Source organism: Priestia sp. Y58, assembly GCF_029522095.1.
Lineage (GTDB): Bacteria > Bacillota > Bacilli > Bacillales > Bacillaceae_H > Priestia > Priestia megaterium_E.
In genome coordinates, this window is sequence record NZ_JAKWFL010000008.1 from 1 (window position 1) to 21,324 (window position 21,324).

Annotated in this window: 21 protein-coding genes; 9 read left to right on the forward strand and 12 right to left on the reverse strand. The window is 36.2% G+C overall.

What is annotated here, in order from left to right; translation table 11 throughout:
- Positions 1 to 225: 225 nt before the first annotated feature.
- The 3 genes from xylE to xylA all read right to left on the reverse strand — a co-directional run bounded on the left by xylE (position 226) and on the right by xylA (position 4,846).
- Positions 226 to 1,647, reverse strand: coding sequence for a D-xylose transporter XylE (xylE, locus tag MMB68_RS21180; RefSeq protein WP_221782627.1), 1,422 nt, complete (start codon positions 1,645 to 1,647; stop codon positions 226 to 228).
- 301 nt (positions 1,648 to 1,948) lie between these two features.
- The gene (gene xylB / locus MMB68_RS21185; RefSeq protein ID WP_221782625.1) at positions 1,949 to 3,451 is read right to left on the reverse strand and encodes a xylulokinase; all 1,503 of its coding nucleotides are present in this window, start codon (positions 3,449 to 3,451) and stop codon (positions 1,949 to 1,951) included.
- A gap of 57 nt (positions 3,452 to 3,508) precedes the next feature.
- Positions 3,509 to 4,846, reverse strand: a complete 1,338-nt coding sequence (gene xylA / locus MMB68_RS21190; protein WP_221782623.1) for a xylose isomerase — start codon at positions 4,844 to 4,846, stop codon at positions 3,509 to 3,511.
- 235 nt (positions 4,847 to 5,081) lie between these two features.
- Between xylA and xylR the strand changes: the two genes are divergently transcribed.
- The gene (gene xylR, locus MMB68_RS21195) at positions 5,082 to 6,239 is read left to right on the forward strand and encodes a transcriptional repressor XylR (protein ID WP_264409239.1); all 1,158 of its coding nucleotides are present in this window, start codon (positions 5,082 to 5,084) and stop codon (positions 6,237 to 6,239) included.
- 267 nt (positions 6,240 to 6,506) lie between these two features.
- Here xylR and MMB68_RS21200 read toward each other — a convergent pair whose 3' ends face one another.
- Positions 6,507 to 7,403, reverse strand: coding sequence for a TetR/AcrR family transcriptional regulator (locus MMB68_RS21200; protein ID WP_221782619.1), 897 nt, complete (start codon positions 7,401 to 7,403; stop codon positions 6,507 to 6,509).
- 216 nt (positions 7,404 to 7,619) lie between these two features.
- Between MMB68_RS21200 and MMB68_RS21205 the strand changes: the two genes are divergently transcribed.
- Positions 7,620 to 8,873 carry a cytochrome P450 family protein gene (locus tag MMB68_RS21205; protein WP_115653642.1) on the forward strand — a complete coding sequence of 418 codons (1,254 nt, stop codon included), beginning with the start codon at positions 7,620 to 7,622 and terminating at the stop codon, positions 8,871 to 8,873.
- Positions 8,874 to 8,994: 121 nt separating this feature from the next.
- The gene (locus MMB68_RS21210; protein WP_269870932.1) at positions 8,995 to 10,227 is read left to right on the forward strand and encodes a cytochrome P450; all 1,233 of its coding nucleotides are present in this window, start codon (positions 8,995 to 8,997) and stop codon (positions 10,225 to 10,227) included.
- Between the two features lie 178 nt (positions 10,228 to 10,405).
- On the opposite strand, the gene MMB68_RS21215 is transcribed toward MMB68_RS21210, so the two are convergent.
- Positions 10,406 to 10,873, reverse strand: coding sequence for a hypothetical protein (locus tag MMB68_RS21215; RefSeq protein ID WP_277447953.1), 468 nt, complete (start codon positions 10,871 to 10,873; stop codon positions 10,406 to 10,408).
- A 213-nt stretch (positions 10,874 to 11,086) separates the two neighbouring features.
- Between MMB68_RS21215 and MMB68_RS21220 the strand changes: the two genes are divergently transcribed.
- Together MMB68_RS21220 and MMB68_RS21225 are read left to right on the forward strand one after the other, a co-directional pair.
- Positions 11,087 to 11,509 carry a CBS domain-containing protein gene (locus MMB68_RS21220; RefSeq protein WP_098249947.1) on the forward strand — a complete coding sequence of 141 codons (423 nt, stop codon included), beginning with the start codon at positions 11,087 to 11,089 and terminating at the stop codon, positions 11,507 to 11,509.
- A gap of 65 nt (positions 11,510 to 11,574) precedes the next feature.
- A complete protein-coding gene (locus tag MMB68_RS21225; protein WP_013056562.1) occupies positions 11,575 to 11,700 on the forward strand; it encodes a hypothetical protein in 126 nt (41 codons plus the stop codon).
- A 63-nt stretch (positions 11,701 to 11,763) separates the two neighbouring features.
- On the opposite strand, the gene MMB68_RS21230 is transcribed toward MMB68_RS21225, so the two are convergent.
- Together MMB68_RS21230 and MMB68_RS21235 are read right to left on the reverse strand one after the other, a co-directional pair.
- Entirely contained in the window at positions 11,764 to 12,819 is a 1,056-nt protein-coding gene (locus MMB68_RS21230) for an aldose epimerase family protein (RefSeq protein ID WP_269870934.1), read from the reverse strand.
- A 189-nt stretch (positions 12,820 to 13,008) separates the two neighbouring features.
- On the reverse strand, positions 13,009 to 13,533 hold the full coding sequence (locus MMB68_RS21235; protein ID WP_269870935.1) for a DinB family protein: 525 nt from the start codon (positions 13,531 to 13,533) through the stop codon (positions 13,009 to 13,011).
- A gap of 303 nt (positions 13,534 to 13,836) precedes the next feature.
- Between MMB68_RS21235 and MMB68_RS21240 the strand changes: the two genes are divergently transcribed.
- Positions 13,837 to 14,730: a sigma-70 RNA polymerase sigma factor region 4 domain-containing protein gene (locus MMB68_RS21240; RefSeq protein WP_277549313.1), complete on the forward strand. Its 894-nt coding sequence runs from the start codon at positions 13,837 to 13,839 to the stop codon at positions 14,728 to 14,730.
- A gap of 62 nt (positions 14,731 to 14,792) precedes the next feature.
- Here the strand turns inward: MMB68_RS21240 and fsa are convergent, their stop codons facing one another.
- Both fsa and MMB68_RS21250 read right to left on the reverse strand, forming a co-directional pair.
- Complete coding sequence (fsa, locus tag MMB68_RS21245; RefSeq protein ID WP_013082751.1) at positions 14,793 to 15,461, reverse strand: fructose-6-phosphate aldolase; 669 nt, start codon at positions 15,459 to 15,461, stop codon at positions 14,793 to 14,795.
- A gap of 60 nt (positions 15,462 to 15,521) precedes the next feature.
- A complete protein-coding gene (locus tag MMB68_RS21250; RefSeq protein ID WP_269870937.1) occupies positions 15,522 to 16,031 on the reverse strand; it encodes a hypothetical protein in 510 nt (169 codons plus the stop codon).
- 491 nt (positions 16,032 to 16,522) lie between these two features.
- Between MMB68_RS21250 and MMB68_RS21255 the strand changes: the two genes are divergently transcribed.
- Complete coding sequence (locus MMB68_RS21255) at positions 16,523 to 16,819, forward strand: hypothetical protein (RefSeq protein ID WP_269870938.1); 297 nt, start codon at positions 16,523 to 16,525, stop codon at positions 16,817 to 16,819.
- Between the two features lie 106 nt (positions 16,820 to 16,925).
- Here MMB68_RS21255 and MMB68_RS21260 read toward each other — a convergent pair whose 3' ends face one another.
- Positions 16,926 to 18,377, reverse strand: a complete 1,452-nt coding sequence (locus MMB68_RS21260; protein ID WP_277447956.1) for an NADP-dependent glyceraldehyde-3-phosphate dehydrogenase — start codon at positions 18,375 to 18,377, stop codon at positions 16,926 to 16,928.
- Positions 18,378 to 18,892: 515 nt separating this feature from the next.
- Here MMB68_RS21260 and MMB68_RS21265 point away from each other — a divergent pair.
- Positions 18,893 to 19,033: a hypothetical protein gene (locus MMB68_RS21265; protein ID WP_162871464.1), complete on the forward strand. Its 141-nt coding sequence runs from the start codon at positions 18,893 to 18,895 to the stop codon at positions 19,031 to 19,033.
- Positions 19,034 to 19,104: 71 nt separating this feature from the next.
- Here MMB68_RS21265 and MMB68_RS21270 read toward each other — a convergent pair whose 3' ends face one another.
- Positions 19,105 to 19,551 carry a hypothetical protein gene (locus MMB68_RS21270; protein ID WP_014460569.1) on the reverse strand — a complete coding sequence of 149 codons (447 nt, stop codon included), beginning with the start codon at positions 19,549 to 19,551 and terminating at the stop codon, positions 19,105 to 19,107.
- Between the two features lie 326 nt (positions 19,552 to 19,877).
- Between MMB68_RS21270 and MMB68_RS21275 the strand changes: the two genes are divergently transcribed.
- The gene (locus MMB68_RS21275) at positions 19,878 to 20,033 is read left to right on the forward strand and encodes an aspartyl-phosphate phosphatase Spo0E family protein (protein ID WP_016763750.1); all 156 of its coding nucleotides are present in this window, start codon (positions 19,878 to 19,880) and stop codon (positions 20,031 to 20,033) included.
- A gap of 136 nt (positions 20,034 to 20,169) precedes the next feature.
- Here MMB68_RS21275 and MMB68_RS21280 read toward each other — a convergent pair whose 3' ends face one another.
- On the reverse strand, positions 20,170 to 21,138 hold the full coding sequence (locus MMB68_RS21280; RefSeq protein ID WP_269870940.1) for an extracellular catalytic domain type 1 short-chain-length polyhydroxyalkanoate depolymerase: 969 nt from the start codon (positions 21,136 to 21,138) through the stop codon (positions 20,170 to 20,172).
- Between the last annotated feature and the right edge of the window lie 186 nt (positions 21,139 to 21,324).

Here is a 21,324-nt window from a genome sequence, read left to right on the forward strand (position 1 = left end):
CTTTATATGAATATTGCTTATTGATGTAGAAATCTACAGCTTTTAACTTTGTTTCAAGTGTGTGTTTTGACATGAAAAACTGCACCTCCAATTATTAGTTTTTGTCTAACAATTGGGGTGCAGTTCACTTTCTTCATAAAGATTACATATTAAAAACACCTAAAGATATTTTAGGTGTTTCTGAAAGTTTTATATTCATCTTTTCTCTAAGTAAAAGCTCAATAGTTATATGGCTTTCTTACTCTTTGAAGCCCCTTGTTTTTTTCTCCACATATTTTCCATTTGTTCAAGAGTTCTACCTTTTGTTTCAGGAACAAATTTCCAGACAAATAAAGCAGAAAGTACACTCATTAAACCGTAAAAACCATATGTTAATCCTCCGCTATATTCCATCATCACGGGATATGTAGAGGAAATAAAATAGTTAGCCGCCCACTGAGCAGCTACGGCAATAGCCACAGCACGACCTCTAATTTTATTAGGAAAAATCTCTGAAATGAGCACCCAACAAATTGGTCCCCATGACATCATGAAGGAAGCTGTATAAATAATGATAAATACAAGCGTCCCTATACCAATGATGTTTGAAAAAGCCATGCTTGCTACACCGAACATTCCAATGGCCATTCCGATAGACCCTGTTATTAATAAAGGTTTTCTTCCCAAACGATCAACCGTCAAAATTGCAATTACTGTAAAAATAACGTTTACTAATCCCATAATAATGGTTTGCAGCATAGAAGAACCTTTAGCTGCTCCCATGCTTTCAAAAATACGCGGAGCATAATATAGAGCTACATTGATTCCTACAAACTGTTGGAATACAGAAAGCAGTATACCTACAACGATAACTAATTTTCCATATGCCAATAATTTTTCAGACGAAACATTGGTAGAAATTGTTTGTTTAATATCTTCTAAAATTGATTTCGCTTCTGAAGGTCCATTAATTTTAGTTAGTATGGCTAAAGCTTTTTGATCTTGATTCTGTATAGCTAAGTAGCGAGGCGTTTCAGGAACTAAAAACAAGAGTGCTGCAAAGAGTAAAGCTGGAATAGCTCCTGAAGCAAACATGTATCTCCAACCTACATCATTAATCCATTCTAAGGTTTCCCCATTTGCAATACCCCAATTCACGAAGTAAACGACTAACATTCCAAAAATAATCATAAATTGATTGAACGATACCAACCTGCCGCGAATATCTGCCGGTGCAATTTCTCCTATATAGATGGGACAAATGGCTGATGCTAAGCCAACACCAATCCCACCTATAATGCGGTAGAAGTTAAAAGCTAGTAACAATGAGAGTGTCGGTTCCCCTTTTGTGAAAAATAAAAACTCAGGATAAGAAGCGCCTAACGCTGAGACTATAAAAAGAATAGCTGCTAGTATAAGTGATTGTTTGCGTCCTAGTTTCGTCGCAAAATAACCAGATACCAATCCTCCAATAATACACCCTATTAAAGCACTTGATACAGTAACACCGTGTGCTAAAGATCCTAACCCTAAGCTGTCAATAAGATACACCTTTAATGATTCTTCAGCTCCAGATATTACAGCTGTATCATATCCAAACAGTAACCCTCCGATAGCGGCAACTAAGGTAATAGAAAAAATATATAATGAGTTTCGATTTTGTTTCATGCGTTGTTAAAAGCAGTTAGTTAAGAGTAACAGTAGAAGTTCTATTTCTAACTGAGTTCGCACTTATTTGAATGCGTTTTCAAATCCTTGGAACACAAAAGAAATTTTCGTCGTCTATTCGACTAACTGCTCTTATCCTCCCCTCCAATGTACGTATTTTTCTAGTGAATCAAATCTTACTACAGCATTTTCTATACTTCCTTTTGTGTCAGGTATATCGATATACAACCATAATCAATTGATACAAGCTACTTTCATATGAAGCTCCTTTTTAAAGTAAGGTTGCATATTTTGCAACCTATTATTTCCTTTTAAATTCGCCTAGCTTTTTACTTAAGTCGTTTGTTTGAAGGTAGACTTCTTTATATAATTCATAAAGCTGTTTATAGACTTGTACATGTTCCGCGTTAGGATAATATGTTTTCGAAGAGGTAATAAATACGTTTGCACACTCTTCCAATGAGTTATACCAGCCACAGCCATAAGCTGCTAGCATGGCTGCTCCTAACGCTGGGCCTTGTTCAGTAGACAACTTTACGATTTTTGCATTAAAAACGTCTGCTTGGATTTGAAGCCAATGGTCATTTTTTGCTCCTCCGCCAATTGATACAATAGACGTAATTTCCTTTCCGCTTTCTCGAAAGATTTCAATTGATTCACTTAATGAAAACGTAATACCTTCAATAACTGCTCGCGTAAAGTCTCTCTTTTTATGAGAGGCGTCCATTCCTATAAAACTTCCGCGAATCGTAGCATCTGCATGCGGTGTACGTTCCCCAACTAAGTAAGGGGTAAATAAAAGGCCGTTTGAGCCGATTGGTACATTTTTTAGATCAGCCAACAATTCTTCAAACGTGTCGTTTTCTGCAAAATTTTCCTTAAACCAGCTTAAACTGTGACCCGCAGATAGCGTAACGCCCATCGTATAAAAGGCATTTTCTTTTCCATGATTAAAATAATGGACTTTTCCATTAAAGTCTCTATCGCTTCGTTCCTCATAAGAAAGAACAACACCCGATGTCCCAATGCTACATAGTGTTTCCCCTGGCGATAAAATGCCGGCGCCAATTGCTCCGCAAGCATTATCAGCTCCACCTGCAAATACTTTTGTTGAAGCAGCTAATCCCGTTTTTTGAGAGAACGATTCACTAATATTGCCTATGCATTCACTAGATTCGACTAGTGGCGGACAAAGGTTAATATTAACTCCTACTAATTGACAAAGCTCACCATCCCATTTTTTCTTGCTGATGTTTAATAATAATGTACCGGCAGCATCTGAATATTCACTATGAATAAAGCCAGTCATCTTAAAACGCAAATAGTCTTTGGGAAGCATAAATACAGCTGTTTTTTCAAATATCTCCGGTTCATACTCTTTTACCCACAATAACTTAGGAAGAGTAAATCCTTCTAAAGCCTGGTTTTTTGTTATTTCTAAAAGACGTTTTTCTCCAATCACTTTATAGAGATGATGACATTGTTCTGTTGTTCTTGTGTCATTCCACAAAATGGCGTTACGTAATAGGTTATGGTTTTTATCCAGCAGCACAAGGCCGTGCATCTGTCCAGAATAACTAATTCCTTCTATATCTTCGGGTTTTATATTAGCGTTAGCAATTAATTCATTTAAAGCACTAGCCGTCTGCTGAACCCATTCTTCTGGATTCTGTTCGCTATACCCTGTTTTTTCATGAAGGAGGGGATAATTTTTAGAAACCACAGCGCAAATCTCGCCTTTTGTATCAACTAAAACCGTTTTTACGGCACTTGTTCCTAGATCAATTCCAATTACATATTTCATCTTGATACCTCCGCGTTTATAAACGAGAGTAGAATTGTTTCTACTCTCGTTTGTCCTTTAAACTTCCAAAATATATTGATTTAAAATGGCCTTTAATCGTTCTTGTCTTCCTGATTTATTCACAATCTTCGGATTTTTAAGTGCGTACTGCTCCAGTGTATGGAAGTTAGCTTTTCCTTCCACAATCTCAAGCCCAATTCCCTCTTTAAAACTGCTGTAGCGCTCGTTGATAACATTTTCGAAAACACGATCTTCTACTAATTTATGTGCTACTTTCAATCCTCGAGCAAACGCATCCATTCCTGCTACATGAGCATAAAGTAAATCGTCTTGTTCAAAAGAACCTCTGCGTACTTTGGCATCAAAGTTTAATCCTCCGCTGCCCAGCCCTCCATTTTGCAGGATTTCATACATTGCTAGCGTTGTAGAATATAAATCCGTTGGGAATTCATCTGTATCCCAGCCTAAAAGAGGGTCACCTTGGTTTGCATCCACTGATCCTAATAAGCCTTGTACTCTAGCTACTCGTAATTCGTGTTCAAATGTATGCCCAGCTAACGTTGCATGGTTAGCTTCCAGATTAAGTTTGAAGTATTTATCTAATCCGTATTGTCTTAAAAATGAAATAGTTGTTGCTGCATCGGTATCATACTGATGTGTCGTAGGCTCTTTAGGTTTAGGTTCAATTAAAAACTGTCCCGTATATCCAATTTCGGTTGCGTAATCTACAGCCATATACATAAATCTAGCTAAGTTATCTAACTCTAACTGTAAATTTGTGTTAAGCAATGTTTCATATCCCTCACGGCCGCCCCAGAATACATAATTTTCCGCACCTAGTTCTTTTGCTGTTTCAAGCCCCTTTTTTACTTGAGCCGCCGCATAAGCAAATACATCTGCATTACAAGAAGTAGCTGCACCATGAACGAACCGGGGATTTGTAAACATATTCGCTGTGTTCCATAATAACTTTACGTTACTTGTTTGCATGTATTCTTTAATCATAGTGACGATAACATCAAGATTTTTATTTGTTTCTTGCAACGTACTGCCCTCAGGAGCAATGTCCCGATCATGAAATGCGAAGAATGGAACATTTAATGTTTCAAAAAGTTGAAAAGCTGCCTCAACTCTAGCTTTTGCTAAATCCATTCCATCATATCTATCCCAAGATCTTTGCATAGTAGCTGCACCAAAAGGATCCGTACCATCTGCTGTAAACGTGTGCCAGTAAGCAACAGAAAAACGCAGCTGATCTTTCATCGTTTTACCGCCTACTACTTCTTCAGGATTATAGTATTTAAAAGCTAAAGGATTTTTAGAATCTTTACCTTCGTATAAAACTTTGTTTACGCTTTCAAAATAATTAATTTTATTAGTACTAGTTTGGACCATTTGTCATTTCCCCCTTTGATTTAAGTAAACAAGTTTATCCATTAACTATCTTAATTCAGTTAGTTTGTTTATCCAATAAACTAACTTTATTTCATCATATACAAAATAAATATTTATTTCAATGTTTTTTTTAGAAAATTTAGTTATAATATTAGATATGATACTTTTGAATATCTAATTCAAGCTTCAAAAAAACACCAACTTAGTTCGATAGATAAACAAAGGAGTGGTTATTATTCAAATTGCAGATCAAGCTTTAGTAAAAAAAATGAATCAAAAATTAATATTAGATGAAATTTTAAAGAACTCCCCTATCTCTAGGGCAACTCTCTCTGAGATTACAGGATTAAACAAGTCTACTGTCTCCTCTCAAGTAAATACACTGCTTGAAAAAGATTTTATTTTTGAAATTGGGGCAGGGCAATCTAGAGGCGGCAGAAGACCTGTAATGCTTGTTTTTAATAAGAATGCAGGCTACTCGATCGGTATCGATATAGGAGTCGACTATCTTAACGGAATTCTAACCGACTTAGAAGGAAATATTATTCTTGAGAAGACTTCTGACTTGTCTAGTTCTTCTGCTAGTGAAGTAAAAGAGATTTTATTTGCACTTATTGATGGTTTTGTAACCCATATGCCAGAGTCCCCTTATGGTCTAGTGGGAATAGGAATTTGTGTTCCAGGTCTTGTAGATCGTCATCAGCAAATTATTTTTATGCCTAACTTAAATTGGAATATCAAAGATTTGCAGTTTTTAATTGAGAGTGAGTTTAATGTTCCGGTTTTTGTTGAAAATGAAGCTAATGCAGGAGCATACGGTGAAAAAGTATTTGGTATGACAAAAAACTATGAAAACATCGTTTACATCAGTATTAATGTCGGAATTGGAACCGGACTTGTTATTAACAACGAATTGTATAAAGGTGTTCAGGGTTTTTCTGGGGAAATGGGTCATATGACGATAGATTTTAATGGGCCCAAATGTAGCTGTGGAAATCGAGGCTGTTGGGAATTATATGCTTCTGAAAAAGCGTTACTGGCTTCGCTCTCTAAAGAAGAAAAGAATATTTCTCGAAAAGAGATTGTGGAACGCGCAAATAAAAATGATGTAGAAATGTTAAATGCACTTCAAAACTTTGGCTTTTATATCGGAATTGGATTAACTAATATTCTTAATACATTTGATGTAGAGGCTGTTATCTTGAGAAATCATATAATTGAATCTCATCCCATTGTTTTAAATACGATTAAAAACGAAGTTTCTTCTAGAGTCCATTCTTATTTAGACAATAAATGTGAACTATTGCCTTCTTCGTTAGGAAAAAATGCACCTGCTTTAGGAGCTGTTTCCATTGTTATTGATTCTTTCTTAAGTGTTAGTCCTATAAGTTAATTGAGTCAACGTAAAGGTTAGTAAACTATATCGTGTTTGACTTTAAGAATAAAGCAGCTATTTTCGATTACTAGATTTTCTATCAAGGGGAAAGAATTACCTTATTTTGATAAGAGTATTATTTCTGTCCCCACCCTCACCTCTTTCATCTCAAACAGCCAGTCACCTATCATAACGGCAACTGGCTGTTTATATGTTATTGGTAACCTGCTCTTTTCTGAAATACGGAGAGCCTTGACTTTTGGGTTAGTTTACCTACTTTTTAAATTATGAAGCATGTGTTGTCAAGGTAGTTATGACTTCCTTATATTCCTCTAGCTCTTTGCTCTGTGCAAGAGTGTTGATTTTCTCTAGCGATAAAAGAGAGCTCTGAATAATAAATGTGCGAGGCTCCGTATCATTTTGCAGTAATTCATCAGATATAAACGTCACAAATTCCAGACCCTTCTTTTGTTCCTCTTCATTTATTAGTTTGTTTTCAATCACCCGTTTTAACTTTGCGGTTACGCGCGTAAGCTCAGTCGAAAAATGACTTTCTGTTTTCTCATTAAATACCGCAGAGTAAACGGAAGGATCAAATAACTGTTCTTTTTGTTCTGCTACTTCGATTACGATTTCCTCTATACGCTTCATACAATAACGGACAATTTGTTCAATAGGCAATGGATAGTTTAGTGCTTTATTCATTTTAAATATATTGTTAAGCATTCCTTCTAGCAGCACAGCTCCATCAAATAAATAAGGAGAAGTCTTAGAGGGGAAAATCTCCTGAAAGCGTTCATATATCCAGTTGAATGTTGCTGCTTTTAACTCCTCTATATATTGAAATGTTTTGACCTCATTTAAAACGAGTGTACTTTCAATCATTTCAGGAATTTTGTTTTGCTCTGCAAAGCTCAGCATAAAAATTATCTGCTCTTCAAATAGCTTCTGATTATCTCCTTTATATTTAATGGCTACTTTTTCTCTTTGTAGAATAAGTGATTCTTGCAAAGACGAAAGTAATGAGAGAAACAGTTCGCTTTTAGATGAAAAATATTTATAAAATGTTCCTTTTGAAATACCGCTTCTTTCTAATATATCTTGTACCGAAGTGTCTACGTATCCTTTTTCCATAAAAAGCTGGTGCGTATGCCCTAAAATATCGAGCTGTTTTTGATTCATTGCTGTTGCTCCTCTGTTTAACTTTTTATTTAGTATAACCTATCTCTCTTTTCCTACGTAAATTTTATCCTTTTTCCTTGATAAACAAGTAAAAACAATTATATACTATTAGTACATTTTTATACTAAGTGTATAAAAATGTACTAATAGTATAGGTTAATTACTCGTAAAAAAAGCTATATCCGGCTACAACTATATGTAGAAAGGAATGTTTTTGTGAAAAACCTAGATAAAACCGTAGAAGATAAGGAAGTTTTAGACTTATTTAGTGGTAAGAGCCGCGAAAATCCATTTGTGTTATTTTCGAAAATGCGGAAGATGGGAGCTGTTATTCCTATCCCTTCTCCGATGGAAGAAATAAAAACGCAGGCGTGGGTTGTGACTCGTATGGAAGAGGCTATGCAAGTTCTAAAAGGTCATCATCATTTTACGGTAGACCAAAGTTCTATTAACACACCTCATGATACACGAAAACATAAAGCTGATGAGTCTGATCCCCCTACATTTTTTGGCGGACAATCGATGCTTTCTGTTGATGATCCAGATCACCGGCGCCTACGCAAGCTTGTATCAAAAGCATTTACTCCAAGATATATGGAAAGCTTACGTCCGCGTGTACAAGAAATAGCCGATGAGTTACTCGATGAAGTACAGGACAAAGGAAAAATGGATCTTGTTAAAGACTACGCCTATCCGTTACCCATCAACGTTATTTCTGACATGCTCGGTGTTCCGAAAGAAGATAAAGAAAAAATTCACGGTTGGTCTGCTGCTATTGCAAAAGGACTGAGCCTAGGGAGAAGAGATCCTGGGGTGGATAAACAAATAAAAGCTTTTGGAACGTATACCATGCAGCTAGTAGATGCTAAGCGTAAGCATCCTGCCGACGACTTAACAAGTCAGTTAGTCGCGATTGAAGAAGAAGGAGATCGCTTGAGTGAAGGGGAATTGCTTGCAATGATTACGTTATTAATTTTTGCGGGTCATGAGACTACCTCAAATTTAATTGCGACCGGATCTTTAATGTTATTTGATCATCCTGAACAGCTGGAAAAAATTAAAGCCGATCCTGCTTTAGTAACTTCAGCTGTTGAAGAATTGCTTCGTTTTAACGGGCCAGCCACTATTTCAGGACCTCGTTATGCTACCAAAGATCTTGAATTGGGCGGTCAGCAGATTAAAAAAGGCGACATGGTAATTCCTGTCTTAAAGTCAGCGAATCGTGATGAGCAGCAGTTTATAGATTCAGAGGAACTTGATATTACGCGTACTATCAAGAGGCACTTGGCCTTTGGTCATGGTATTCATATGTGCTTAGGAGCTCCGCTGGCTCGTATAGAAGCAGATATTGCTTTTTCTACCTTACTAAGACGTATGCCTAATCTGCGCCTTTCCATTCCTCGGGAAGAAGTAAACTTACATTTTACACTAAGCTCACAAGGAGTAACTTCCTTACCCGTTATCTTTTAAAATATCTAAAAAGTACAATTCGATAAAATAATTATTGATCTAGCAAGTGACAGCTGCTTAGCTATGTAGCTGGTAGATTTTGAACCTATACCTACCTATTCTAAAGGAGGAATAAGATCATATGAACAAAGAAGTCATTCCCGTTACAGAAATTCCAAAATTCCAATCACGTGCAGAAGAGTTTTTCCCTATCCAATGGTATAAAGAAATGCTGAACAACCACCCTGTTTATTTTCATGAAGAAACAAACACATGGAATGTATTCCAATACGACCATGTTAAACAAGTCTTGAGCAACTACGAATTTTTTTCAAGCGATGGACAAAGAACCACTATTTTTGTTGGAGATAATAGTAAGAAAAAAAGCACATCTCCAATTACCAATCTTACAAACTTAGATCCTCCTGACCACCGGAAAGCACGATCTTTGCTTGCTGTAGCCTTTACTCCTCGCAGTTTAAAGAACTGGGAACCGCGAATCAAGCAAATTGCAGCAGACCTTGTAGAAGCGATACAAAAGAATTCCACTATTAATATTGTTGACGATTTATCTTCTCCTTTTCCTAGTTTAGTTATAGCAGATCTATTCGGCGTACCGGTAAAAGACCGATATCAGTTCAAAAAATGGGTAGATATTCTGTTTCAGCCTTATGACCAAGAAAGATTAGAAGAGATCGAACAAGAAAAGCAACGTGCAGGAGCTGAATATTTTCAATACCTCTACCCGATTGTCATTGAAAAGCGCTCCAACCTTTCTGATGATATTATCTCAGACTTAATTCAAGCCGAAGTTGATGGTGAAACATTCACAGATGAAGAAATTGTACACGCTACCATGCTGCTTTTAGGTGCAGGAGTTGAAACCACAAGTCACGCCATTGCAAATATGTTTTATTCTTTTTTATATGACGACAAGTCGTTATACAGTGAGCTGAGAAACAATAGAGAATTGGCTCCAAAAGCAGTAGAAGAAATGCTTCGATATCGGTTTCACATCTCCAGGCGAGATCGGACGGTTAAACAAGATAACGATTTATTAGGCGTTAAGCTAAAAAAAGGAGATGTTGTTATTGCGTGGATGAGCGCATGTAATATGGATGAGAATATGTTTGAAAACCCTTTTTCTGTAGACATTCACCGCCAAACTAATAAAAAACACTTAACGTTTGGGAACGGCCCTCATTTTTGTTTGGGCGCCCCTCTTGCCCGACTTGAGATGACAATTATCTTAGAAGCATTTTTAGAGGCCTTTTCTCATATCGAACCATTTGAAGATTTTGAATTAGAACCGTATTTAACAGCTTCAGCTACAGGTCAATCTTTAACATACTTGCCCATGACGGTGTACAGATAAAATCTATGTGCATGACAAAGTAGAGAAACATGAAAGAAGTCTATCTTCTCTCATGTTTCTCTTTTCCTTTATTATCTCGTTTAATTATTTATGTACCAAGTTTAGGAGGCCTTTAATATGATTTAAAGCAGACAGTGCCGAAATTTAAGTGACGATGAGCTGGTTAACGAAATATCAGCTATTGCCTTCTCTGCCTTAATACATCTTCTATAAAATAGTGATAGAAATAATTAATAAGAGCAGTGCCAATCGAGATGACAAAAAGTTGAAAACGCGTCATGTTGACCATTTTGTATACCTTTAGTTTTTCTGCCAGACTCGTCAAAGGATAAGCAAATAGATAGTCAAATAGGACGTTAATTAAAAAATATTTTTTGAAATTCCCATAGGTCAGCTTGAATACCCAAAAATTAGCTACAAAAAATGGTCCAAAGATAAAAGATATATCACTTGCAAGTTTAGGAAAAAGAGGTTTCCTCACTTTCCACCAAGTAAAGCTTTTAGATAGCTCACTGATAAAAGCAATAACCAATGAACTAAACGTTAAAACAGGTAGGTATCTTTTAAAGACAAACTTATCAACTTTTACTATAGACAGCCAAGGCAATAAAAGTACTGCCAAAAGCGTTAACTTTCCTTTCATCATGTACCCAACTCCTGCCGTTACGAAAATGTAAGCTAGATCATATCCTCTTTAGTTTGTGTAATAGGCTCTTTTTTATGTGTTTATTACACTGCGTTAGTTCTTTTATTCGCCTTTTATTACAAGATTTTTTACTTTCAGGAAATTATTGATTCTCATATTCTGCATGTGCATGGAGAAAATACGGAGGTGAATGTTTAAAAGGAGGAAATAAAAATGACTACAGTACGTGAAGTTATGACTAAAGATGTGAAAGCTTGTGCACCGCACGACCCAGTAACAGCAGCTGCAAAATTAATGCGTGATATTAATTGTGGTTCTGTGCCGGTGTGTCAAGAAAATCGAGTAATGGGAATGATCACAGACCGTGATATCGTATTAAACTGCGTGGCGGATGGAAAAGATTGCAGCACTGTGCATTGCCATGATTGTATGACTAAAGATGTAATTACTTGTTCTCCGGATACGGATATTCATGAATGTGCGCGTATGATGGCAGATCATCAAATTCGCCGTATTATTGTAGTGGAGAATAATAATATGGTTGGAATCTGTGCAATCGGCGACCTTGCGACAGTGAACGTATATGTTGATGAAGCCGGTGCAGCATTAAGCGAAATTTCTAATCAAGTTCATTAAAACTTTTTAGCATATAAATCCTTAATGCTTGTACAAAATAATCCTGTCTGCAAGGAGGTGCTAATATGCCAAATTTAAACGATAACAAATTTAAAAAGATTCAGTCTGAGAGTCAAAAGCAAGGAAAGTCTCAAGAAGAATATGCGGCTGAGCTTGACGCTAATCGTGCAAAAAGCCAAAAGAAAAAGTAACAATAAAAAAAGGATTACAATCGGCAGAGGCTCGTTTGTAATCCTTTTTGTCATCCCGTTTTGTTACAGGCTGCGATCAGTTATAAATGTATAGTGAGTATATGCTTCATACTTCTCACCTGGCTTTAATACACAAGAAGGAAAATGCTGATGATGAATAGCGTCCGGTAAACCTTGTGTTTCTAGGCAAACACCGAGGTATTTCTCTGAGTGAACTCCTCTAATTTCGAATTCTTCGTCTAGATGATTTCCCGTATAGAGAACAACTGAAGGCTGATCCGTTTTGACTTCTATTTTGCGGCCGCTTGCAGGATCAAATAATGACATCTGATTTTCAGCTTCTGCTTCTAAAAGAAATGGATGATCGTACCCTTTACCCACTAATATGTTTTGCGGATGTGTGGATTCCACACCTTCCTTGAGACTATGTCCTTCTTTAAAATCAAATGGGGTACCTGTGACATTTAGCGTTTCTCCAGTAGGTAAAAGATCATCATTCAACTCTAAGAATTCGTTACTTTTCATCTTCAAAACATGATCCAAGACCGTTTCTTTTAGATTTCCGCTTAAATTGAAATACGTATGATTTGTTAGATTGATAAGAGTGTCTTGATCTGTTGTTCCTTCATAAGAAATATGGAACTCATTTTTATTCGTTAATGTATACGTAACTTTCACTTCAAGGTTGCCGGGATACCCTTCTTCTCCGTCTTTACTTACATATGTAAATTCAACACCTACGTGATCACTTGCATCAATTGTTTTGGCATTCCATATTTTGTGACTAAATCCTTCTGATCCGCCATGCAAATGGTTGTTTCCTTCATTTTTCTCTAGACGATAGGTTTCATTATTAAGCTCAAACGATGCTCCACCTATACGCCCTGCTACGCGTCCGACCACAGCTCCGAAATAAGGAGAATACTTTTGGTATTCTTCTATTGAATCAAATCCCAATACAACACTTTCAATCTTCCCTTCAGAATCCGGCATTTCAATATTTGATATCACACATCCATAGTCAAGGCAGGTGATTTTAAGCCCTTCATCATTTAATAAGGTATAAGCATGTACAGCTTGATTGTTTAGTTCGCCAAATTTCTCTGAGTTCACTTTCACTTTTAATCAGTCCAATCCTCTTTTTATTCGTAAATTGCTTAACGGACCCTACATGTTATAAACATCGGATATGTTCATATAGTTCCCTCTGCAATCCTTCCTGAATCTTCATTATTCTCATTTTATTGTAATCGTGTACATTTCTTAATTCAAGCTTGAATGATAAAGGCTGGCCACTGTGTGTCATTGCTATTTCTTTAGTATTCCTAAGTATTCTTCCCAAGGTCCTACATCTTCTCTATATCGTTCTGCCATTACTCGAACAATTTGCGCAATATGGGTTAAATCATGAGCAACCCAAGTCGAGAGCAGCTCTCTGACTTTCACTTCCCCAAACTCCGGGTGTTCTCCTCTCACTTCCAGATGTTTTTCGTGCTTAACTAGCAGCTTTAGTTGATGTAAATTTTGTATTCTTATCTTTTTGAATTCAAGAATCTTCTCTTCAATAGAACTAGCAGATTCCTTGTTTAAATGGGCATAGCGGTCAAACGGAGGAAAAGCTCCCTCTTTTCCTTTTTGAAGGATAAATTCTAGCCTTGGTATCCAATTGTTTTTTTCTGCTTCTATTAAATGTTCTATGACTTCGGGGGTATTCCAGGTTCCTTCTCCTTCATTGCATTGCAGCCACCCTGGAGATAGACCAGACAAAAGTTTTTCAAGCGTTTGTGGCGTATGCTCAAGTATTTCAAACGCTTCTTTTAAATTAAAATTCATATCAATTCCCCTTTCTCAACGTAATGATGCTGAGCTGTCAGTTATGTAAATTCTTTAGAGATTATAGTCAATTTTACCATAATTCGCTTCTATTAAAGGAGCCAACTATTTTTCTAATTCCTTTTATGATGACTTAAAACAAAATAAGAACACATGTTTGGTTTTTCTCTAGAAATATGATAAAATATATATAGGCTAAAACGCAGTGAGTATCAGTCTGAATAGGCACTGCTCATTCGTAAAATAGATTTGCTAGCAACTTTTTCATCTTGAGCTTTTCGTGTGAATTGGAGTGAGACAACAGTGAGTAAAAATCAAAAGCGATGGACAAAAGAAGAAGATAGATTTCTTATCCAACATTATGGTGCTATGATGCTTCAAGAGATGGGTAAGCATTTACATAGAAGCAAGGAATCGGTTAATAAACGACTTACTCGATTAAATCTTCGTGCTTCGGATACAGCTTTACGTAAAAAATGGACGCTTGAACAAGATGCGTTTTTGCAGGAGAACATTGATATCATGAATAACCGTGAAATGGCACATTCCTTAGGCAGAAGTCCTTCTTCTATTGCTACGCGCATAAAAGTCTTGGGGTTAACTCGAAAAACATCGATGCGAAGATGGACGGTACAAGAAGACGAATATTTGCTAAAGTATTACGGAGTAAAACCACTTTCACATATATCAGCTAAATTACAGCGAAGTGTGCAAGCGCTAGAATCGAGGTTGAACCGTTTAGAAGTGTATGGAGCCAAAGCGCACGTAGGACACATTACAGCGTGTGAACTAGCAGCCTGCCTTGAAGTAGATGTTCATACAATTTACAAGTGGATTCATAAAGAGAATCTACCGTATAAAATGATCATCGCCAAGACCAGAAAATTTATGGGAATTGACATTCAATCTTTTTGGAAGTGGGCTGAACAAAGTAAATCGTGCCTTAACTTTTTTAAGATACCTAAAAATACGCTTATTCCAGAACCAGCGTGGGTGAATGAACAAAGAAAACTAGACTATGTAAAGCGACCTAAATACGAGCATAAAAAGTGGACAGCAGAAGAAGATGCGAGATTGTGGCGTATGTTTTATCAGGAAAAGCGCAATCAGCGAGAAATTGGGCAGCTGCTCGGGCGTTCAAGAAATAGCGTGCAGCGACGCTTAGAGCGTTTGCGTAAAAAGAAACTAGCGAGTTAAACGATAAAAAGCTTGGAATAAGCTATGCTTATTCCAAGCTTTTTTATTGATATGGCCTTTTGTTAAGCTTTAACTGCTTTTTCCCAATCTGCTGCAAATTTTTCCATTCCTTGGTCAGTTAACGGATGTTTTGCTAATTGCTCAATAACAGCGTATGGAATTGTGGCAATATGAGCTCCTGCAAGTGCTACACGCGTTACATGATCCGGATGTCTTACAGATGCCGCAATAATTTGAGAGTCGATGTTTTGAACGCGGAATAACTCAGCAATTTTAGATACCAGCTGTACTCCGTCTTCTGAAATATCATCAAGACGTCCTAAAAATGGAGAAACATATGTTGCTCCAGCACGAGCTGCTAAAAGCGCTTGGTTTACTGTAAAGATCAGGGTTACATTTGTTTTTACGCCTTTTTTTGCAAGGTAGCGCGTCGCTTCCAAGCCAGCCAATGTCATAGGCAGCTTAATCGTAATATTTTTATCTCCGTCGTTAATTTTAATCAGTTCTTCAGCTTGAGCAATCATGTCTTCAGCAGAAAGTGCGTCAGGTGTTACCTCAGCGGAAACGGATTCAACTTCCGGTACCATTTGAAGGATTTCTTCGATGCGGTCTTCAAATCTTACGCCTTCTTTTGCTACTAAAGATGGATTGGTTGTCACACCAGCTAGAACACCTACTTTGTATGCTTTCTTAATATCCTCAAGGTTTGCTGTATCAATAAAAAATTTCATCTCACTATTCCTCCTTATTGTTGTACATCAATCTGCATTTCAGCGTACGCGAACTATAGCCTAGCCAATTTGCTGCAGCACATATAGGTTTTCTATAGAAGCGTTTTCAATCTCTTTTGCAGTTAATACCTTTAGTTTTTCTAAAAATTGTATAGCGTCCACTCGGTCTTCAATGTCTTCTTCTGTACGAATATTCTCCGTTTTAATCTGATGGATACATTCGTTGATGACTTCTTTGTACGCATTCGTTTGGATAAACCATTCTGCTAACAGCGTTTTTGTTGCTTCTCTTTCTTCTTCACTTTTAACTGCAAACAAACTCTCTGTTTCCGTTTCACTCAGCATAAGGCTGCTAAAATCGTGATTCATACAAATCCAAAAATAACCTTTTTGACTATCGTAATACTTTCCTTCTCTTAAAAGAAAATACTTGATTCCAAATTTAATTTTATGAGATTGGTTCTCTGAACTCGGCATATGAATTTCTTTTATTTCTACGCTTTCTGATACATCCAGATATGTTTCTAAACCGTACTTTGTATTCACTACTTTTGCATCCAATATGTCCATCATCATTCTCCTTTTCTCAAATTCTATTTATTTTTATAAAAAACAGAGGTCTGATTTTATGTAATAACGAATCCAATTTTGTGGACGTTTTTCTTAACCAACCGACATGTTTTACTGTTTACGCTTTCATTATATATCAGATTATTCGAAAAATCATCAAAAACAATCAAATTCATTCAAAAAAAGTCATAAAAACTTAAAAAAATAGTCAAAAAAGGTCATTATTCATTAAAAATAGATGAACTTTTATGTTGATTGCGTGCTTCAGTGCTTCTTAAGGTAATTACCTTTTCCAAAAAAACGACTTTTATTACATACCCTCTCTGGAAAAATATACTCATTCGTTTCACCGTTTTTTCACTTTAACATGATATCCTGTAGTATACTTTTGTTTCACGTGCTAATTCCCATGAATTTTTGCTATTTAAGGTTTTTCATTTTTATTAGTGGGAAAGTTACATAAATACAACACGTTATAGGGGGACTTTAACATGGATAAAAGAATTGAAACATTAAAAGAAAAACTGCCTAATAATCATAAGGAAGTTGCTGTTCTGACCTCTCATATTTTTGATGCGCTTGATAAATTAACAACTGAACATCGCAGATATGTTGATATTTCGGCAGCAGCCAAAATAAAGCCGAATCCGGATGAAGAGAAAGCTTTTTTTGATACCATTTATCAAGTGAAAACACTCATTATGTCAGAGCTTGAAAAAACTGTTGAAGATATTGAGCATAAAGGTGATAAAAACTGGCATAAGAACTATAAAGACGGAATCGAGTGATAGGTAAATAAGACGTTTAAAAGCCTGTGCTTTTTGGAGCACAGGCTTTTTCCCATGAAATTCTCTACATTCTACTGGCTCGATTTGGAGAGCTCTTGGAATTCAATCATTGAAGATTTAATACCGTTACTTTTTCACGAGTCATGGATTCAATACTTTTACGAATACCTTGAGCGCCCATACCGGATCCTTTTACGCCGATAAAAGGAAAATGATCAGGGCCGCGTTCTGTACGGCCGTTGATTTGAACGGAGCCGACTTCAATTTTATTTGCAATTGAGAAAGCTTTATTAATATCTTTTGTAAAAACGCTTGCTTGTAAGCCAAATTCTGATTCGTTTGCTATATCAACGGCTTCTTGATCCGAAGCGACGCGGATAATTGGTAACACAGGACCAAATGGTTCTTCCCATGCCACGCGCATAGTATCATTCACCTCATCTAAAAGCGTAGGATAGATAAGGTTTCCTTCACGCTTATTTCCAGTCACAACTGCTGCACCTTTTCCTAGTGCATCTGCAATTAAAATTTGAATAAAGTCCGCTGCCTTACTATCAATTAATGGAACGATTGTACATCCATCTTCAGGAGAACCAACTGATAGTTTATGTACTTCTTCTTTCAAAATATTTACGAGCTTGTTTGCCACTTTTTCATGCACAAGTACACGTTTAATGGCTGTACAGCGCTGGCCGGAATAAGAAAATGCTCCGCTTATAATATGTTTTGCTGCTTCCTGTAAATCTGCATCTTCACATACAATACCCGGGTCTTTTCCTCCAAGTTCTAGTACAAGAGGAATCATACCTGCCTTTTTAGCTAATTGAGTACCCGTATTTGTTCCTCCGGTAAACGAAATCATGTTAATGCCTTTATGTTCAACCAAGTAATCACCAATTACAGATCCGCGGCCCGTTACGACGTTTACAAGTCCTTGTGGAATACCTGCTTGATCAAGAGCTTCAATCATCTTAATACCGCTGATCGCTCCTTGCGTTGCGGGTTTGAAGATAACTGCATTTCCTGAAATAAGCGCAGGCGCCAGTTTAGCAGCTGACAGATTTACCGGATAATTAAATGGAGGAATCGCGAGGACAACTCCTAAAGGTACACGTTCAACAATGGCCACTTTAGACTTAGAGCCTCCAGGAAAACTATCTCCTTTCATACTTTCTCCGTTCATATGAAGGGATTCTTCAACTGTATAACGAATGAAATCTGCTGTGCGCACGACTTCATTCCTTGCATCTTTTAAGCTTTTTCCAACTTCTTTCATAATAATTTCGGCAATTTCACTCTGCATTTTTACCAGCTCATCTGCCCACTTATATAAATATTTGGCACGGTCTTGCAGAGAAGTTTCCGCCCACCCCTTCTGAGCTTTCTGTGCGGCATATACTGCTTCATCGACTTCATCTTTTGTGATAGCCTGCACTTTTCCAATCACATCATGACGATATGGAGAAACAATATCAATTGTCTGCCCTGATTTGCTTTCTTTCCACTCACCGTTAAGATAAAAAGAATAAGTTGATACATTTAATACCGTTGTTGTCATAAAAAGTCCCCCTTGATAAAAGTGAAATTTATTATCTGAATTTTCAGTCTTTTTAACGAATGAAAACTCTGTGAATATCTGAGCAAAAAAGAATTCTAGATGTATCCATTTCTATACCTTTTTATATCGCTTGTAACTTTCTTAAACTTGCTGCCTTTAAAGCAACAGCTTTTCTCTTTTCGACTCAAAACCAAAGCATCATATAATTTAATGAATATTTTGTATTTTTAATATATATAAATTTCTTTCATTCGTACAATACAAATAAGTTATCTCAATGATTAATAATTTTAATAATTTATATCCCCCCATACGAAAAAATTTTATGGATTCCTATTTTTTTAGGGGAAATGGGAGTTTTAAGCTCTCTTGATTATATTTATTTCTAGGAAGATATTTAAGAGATGTACTACTCTTTTTGTTCTATGTGTTGAGAAAATAAAATAAGGGTATAAAATAAATATAGGAAAATGAAGATGAAAGTAGAATATATATTCTAAAGGGAGGGATTTATTGTGATTGTTACTTTAGGTTTTGTGGCATCAATTATTGCGTTGTTTATGCTTTTTACTAACCGGACGTCCAATATCCCGGAAGAAATAATCCATGAAACAACAAATGTCAATAAAGAAGAGCAGTATATGTATTATATATAAAGCGTCTTAACAGACGCTTTTTTGTTGCACTTTTTACAAAGTCTATAGCGATTAGAAACGGCCCTCACCTATCATTTATCTTTATTTGTCAGTGCCTGATAGCCATAAATAGTTAAACAGAAACCAATAAATGAAAAAAAGATATGTTTTGGTTTAAAGTTGACTAACTTAAATAAGTCCAACTTTTGATACAAGTAACTTAGCGGAAAAGCAAATAGTGAATCCATAAGTAAATTAACCAGAAAAAATCGTTTGAAGCGGCCAAACGTAAAATGAAAGATCCACAGTGTCCCGACCAAAAAGGGACCAAAAATAAAACTGCTATCGTTTAAAATTTTCCCTTTCCACCCTCCTTTTACACTCCACCACTTGTAAGGAATAGCTAATGAACACATTCCAATTACTAACGATGAGGCAAAAAGAGAAGCGGGAAAATAGGTCCTAATTGATTTTTTTGGCATAAAAACAAGGGAAATCCATGGAAGAAGCAATTGAAGAATTCTAATGACATTGGGCATATTAGTAAATTCTCCTTTCTTATGTTAACATGCCTAAATGTAGTGGTATTATGCCTATATCCTAAAAATAGGATGAGCTCTATTACTCCTAGAGTTATTTACAACCGGTGGAACAATCATGATCAAGACAGTGCACGGATTCCAGCAAAACGGTTAAGAGTTAATTCTTTTTAAGTAAAAATATCTGAATTCAAAATACGACAGACTTCGACACTATCTATTTGTTACTATATTTTTTAGGTTATATTTTTAGATTTGAAGCGTTTTTACATAAAAAATTCAATAATTTAAGCCTTTAAAATGACGTGGCAAGTGGAGGAAACTTAATGTGTTTCAAATGTAGACTACTGCTGATAAAGATAGAATTTATACGAAAAATGATGATGATGATTGCCCTAGAAGAAGGGTTTACAAGTAGTAATACGATTAAAATCAGTCAGGATCTAGATGTATTGTTAAATCGGTTTGAAGCTACTTGTTGAAAAATGTTCGTTGATAACAGAAAAAGGATCTTTTAATAAGATCCTTTTTTGCTGTTGGTAGATAACTATTTGTTCCCAAAAAAATGAAAGCTGATGTTATTTAGTAGTACATCTTGATCGCTCGTTCATACTCTATCTAATCATTCTGTGCTTCAAAAAAATCCCACATCATTTGTGAGGCATTAGGACCTTTTGAATCAGTATCCGAGCCATTATCATTTCCTCCAGACCATGCATGCCCCATCCCCTCTACCATAATTTTTTTCATCCAGATTTTATTTTCTGCATCGACGTAGTCAGACATTATGTAGCTATAGTGATTTTCGTTGTCCTTTGGAGTATAAGAAACAGCATTTTCATGCAGATCGATATCAAAATATTTGTATGTATAGATCCACTGCTGCATTAATGTAGACGCATTAATTGGATTAACTGTGGTATCTGATTGACCATGAAACGTAATGATGGGAACAGGCCGTGCATAAGGTCCCATTTTCTTATAAGCTTCATCACCGTCAAGTTCAGGATTTAGAGATCCATATAGCATAACTTCTCCAGCTGTGATGAGGTCTACAGCATACGCATTACTGCCTGCTGAATGAATGCCTACCGCTTTGAATATATCAGGATAAGCAATAGCCATCACATTTGCCATAAAGCCTCCAGCTGACATACCAGCAAGGTATATATTAGTAGAATCAATCGCATATTTAGCGGTTATGTGATCCATCATATCTTTTATTATGTCCGGCTCTCCATTACCGCGAAACTGGTTATACTCATAAAACCAATTCCAGCACCCGTTGGAATTAGCAAAGTAATTCATTTGAGGATAGAGAACAATAAAACCTTTTTCTTCCGCTAGTTTATTCATCTCTGTACCCGCCGCAAAATCATCTGCATCTTGTTGACATCCATGAAGCATAACGACTAATGGTACTTTACTTAACCCAGTATATGTACTTGGAACATACACCTTGTAGGTAAAATAATCATCATAATTATACTCTTTCCAAATAGGTTGAAAGAACACGCTCTGTAATTCTATTAAAAACGTAGAAGCAATTAAAACTGGGTTCGTAAAAAAGGAATATAAAGTATTCACGAAGTTTACCCTCTCTCTATTTCTGATGTATATATTCTCTATTTCGTTATATCACAACATAATCCTTTTATTATGTAGGTGATCTTTTTATAATGCCTCTAATTATTTTTTTCTTCATTCTTTAGTCGTACAAATTCATATAGTAAGTTACGCTCTGCGTTGGATAACAACTTTAGTTAATTTTAT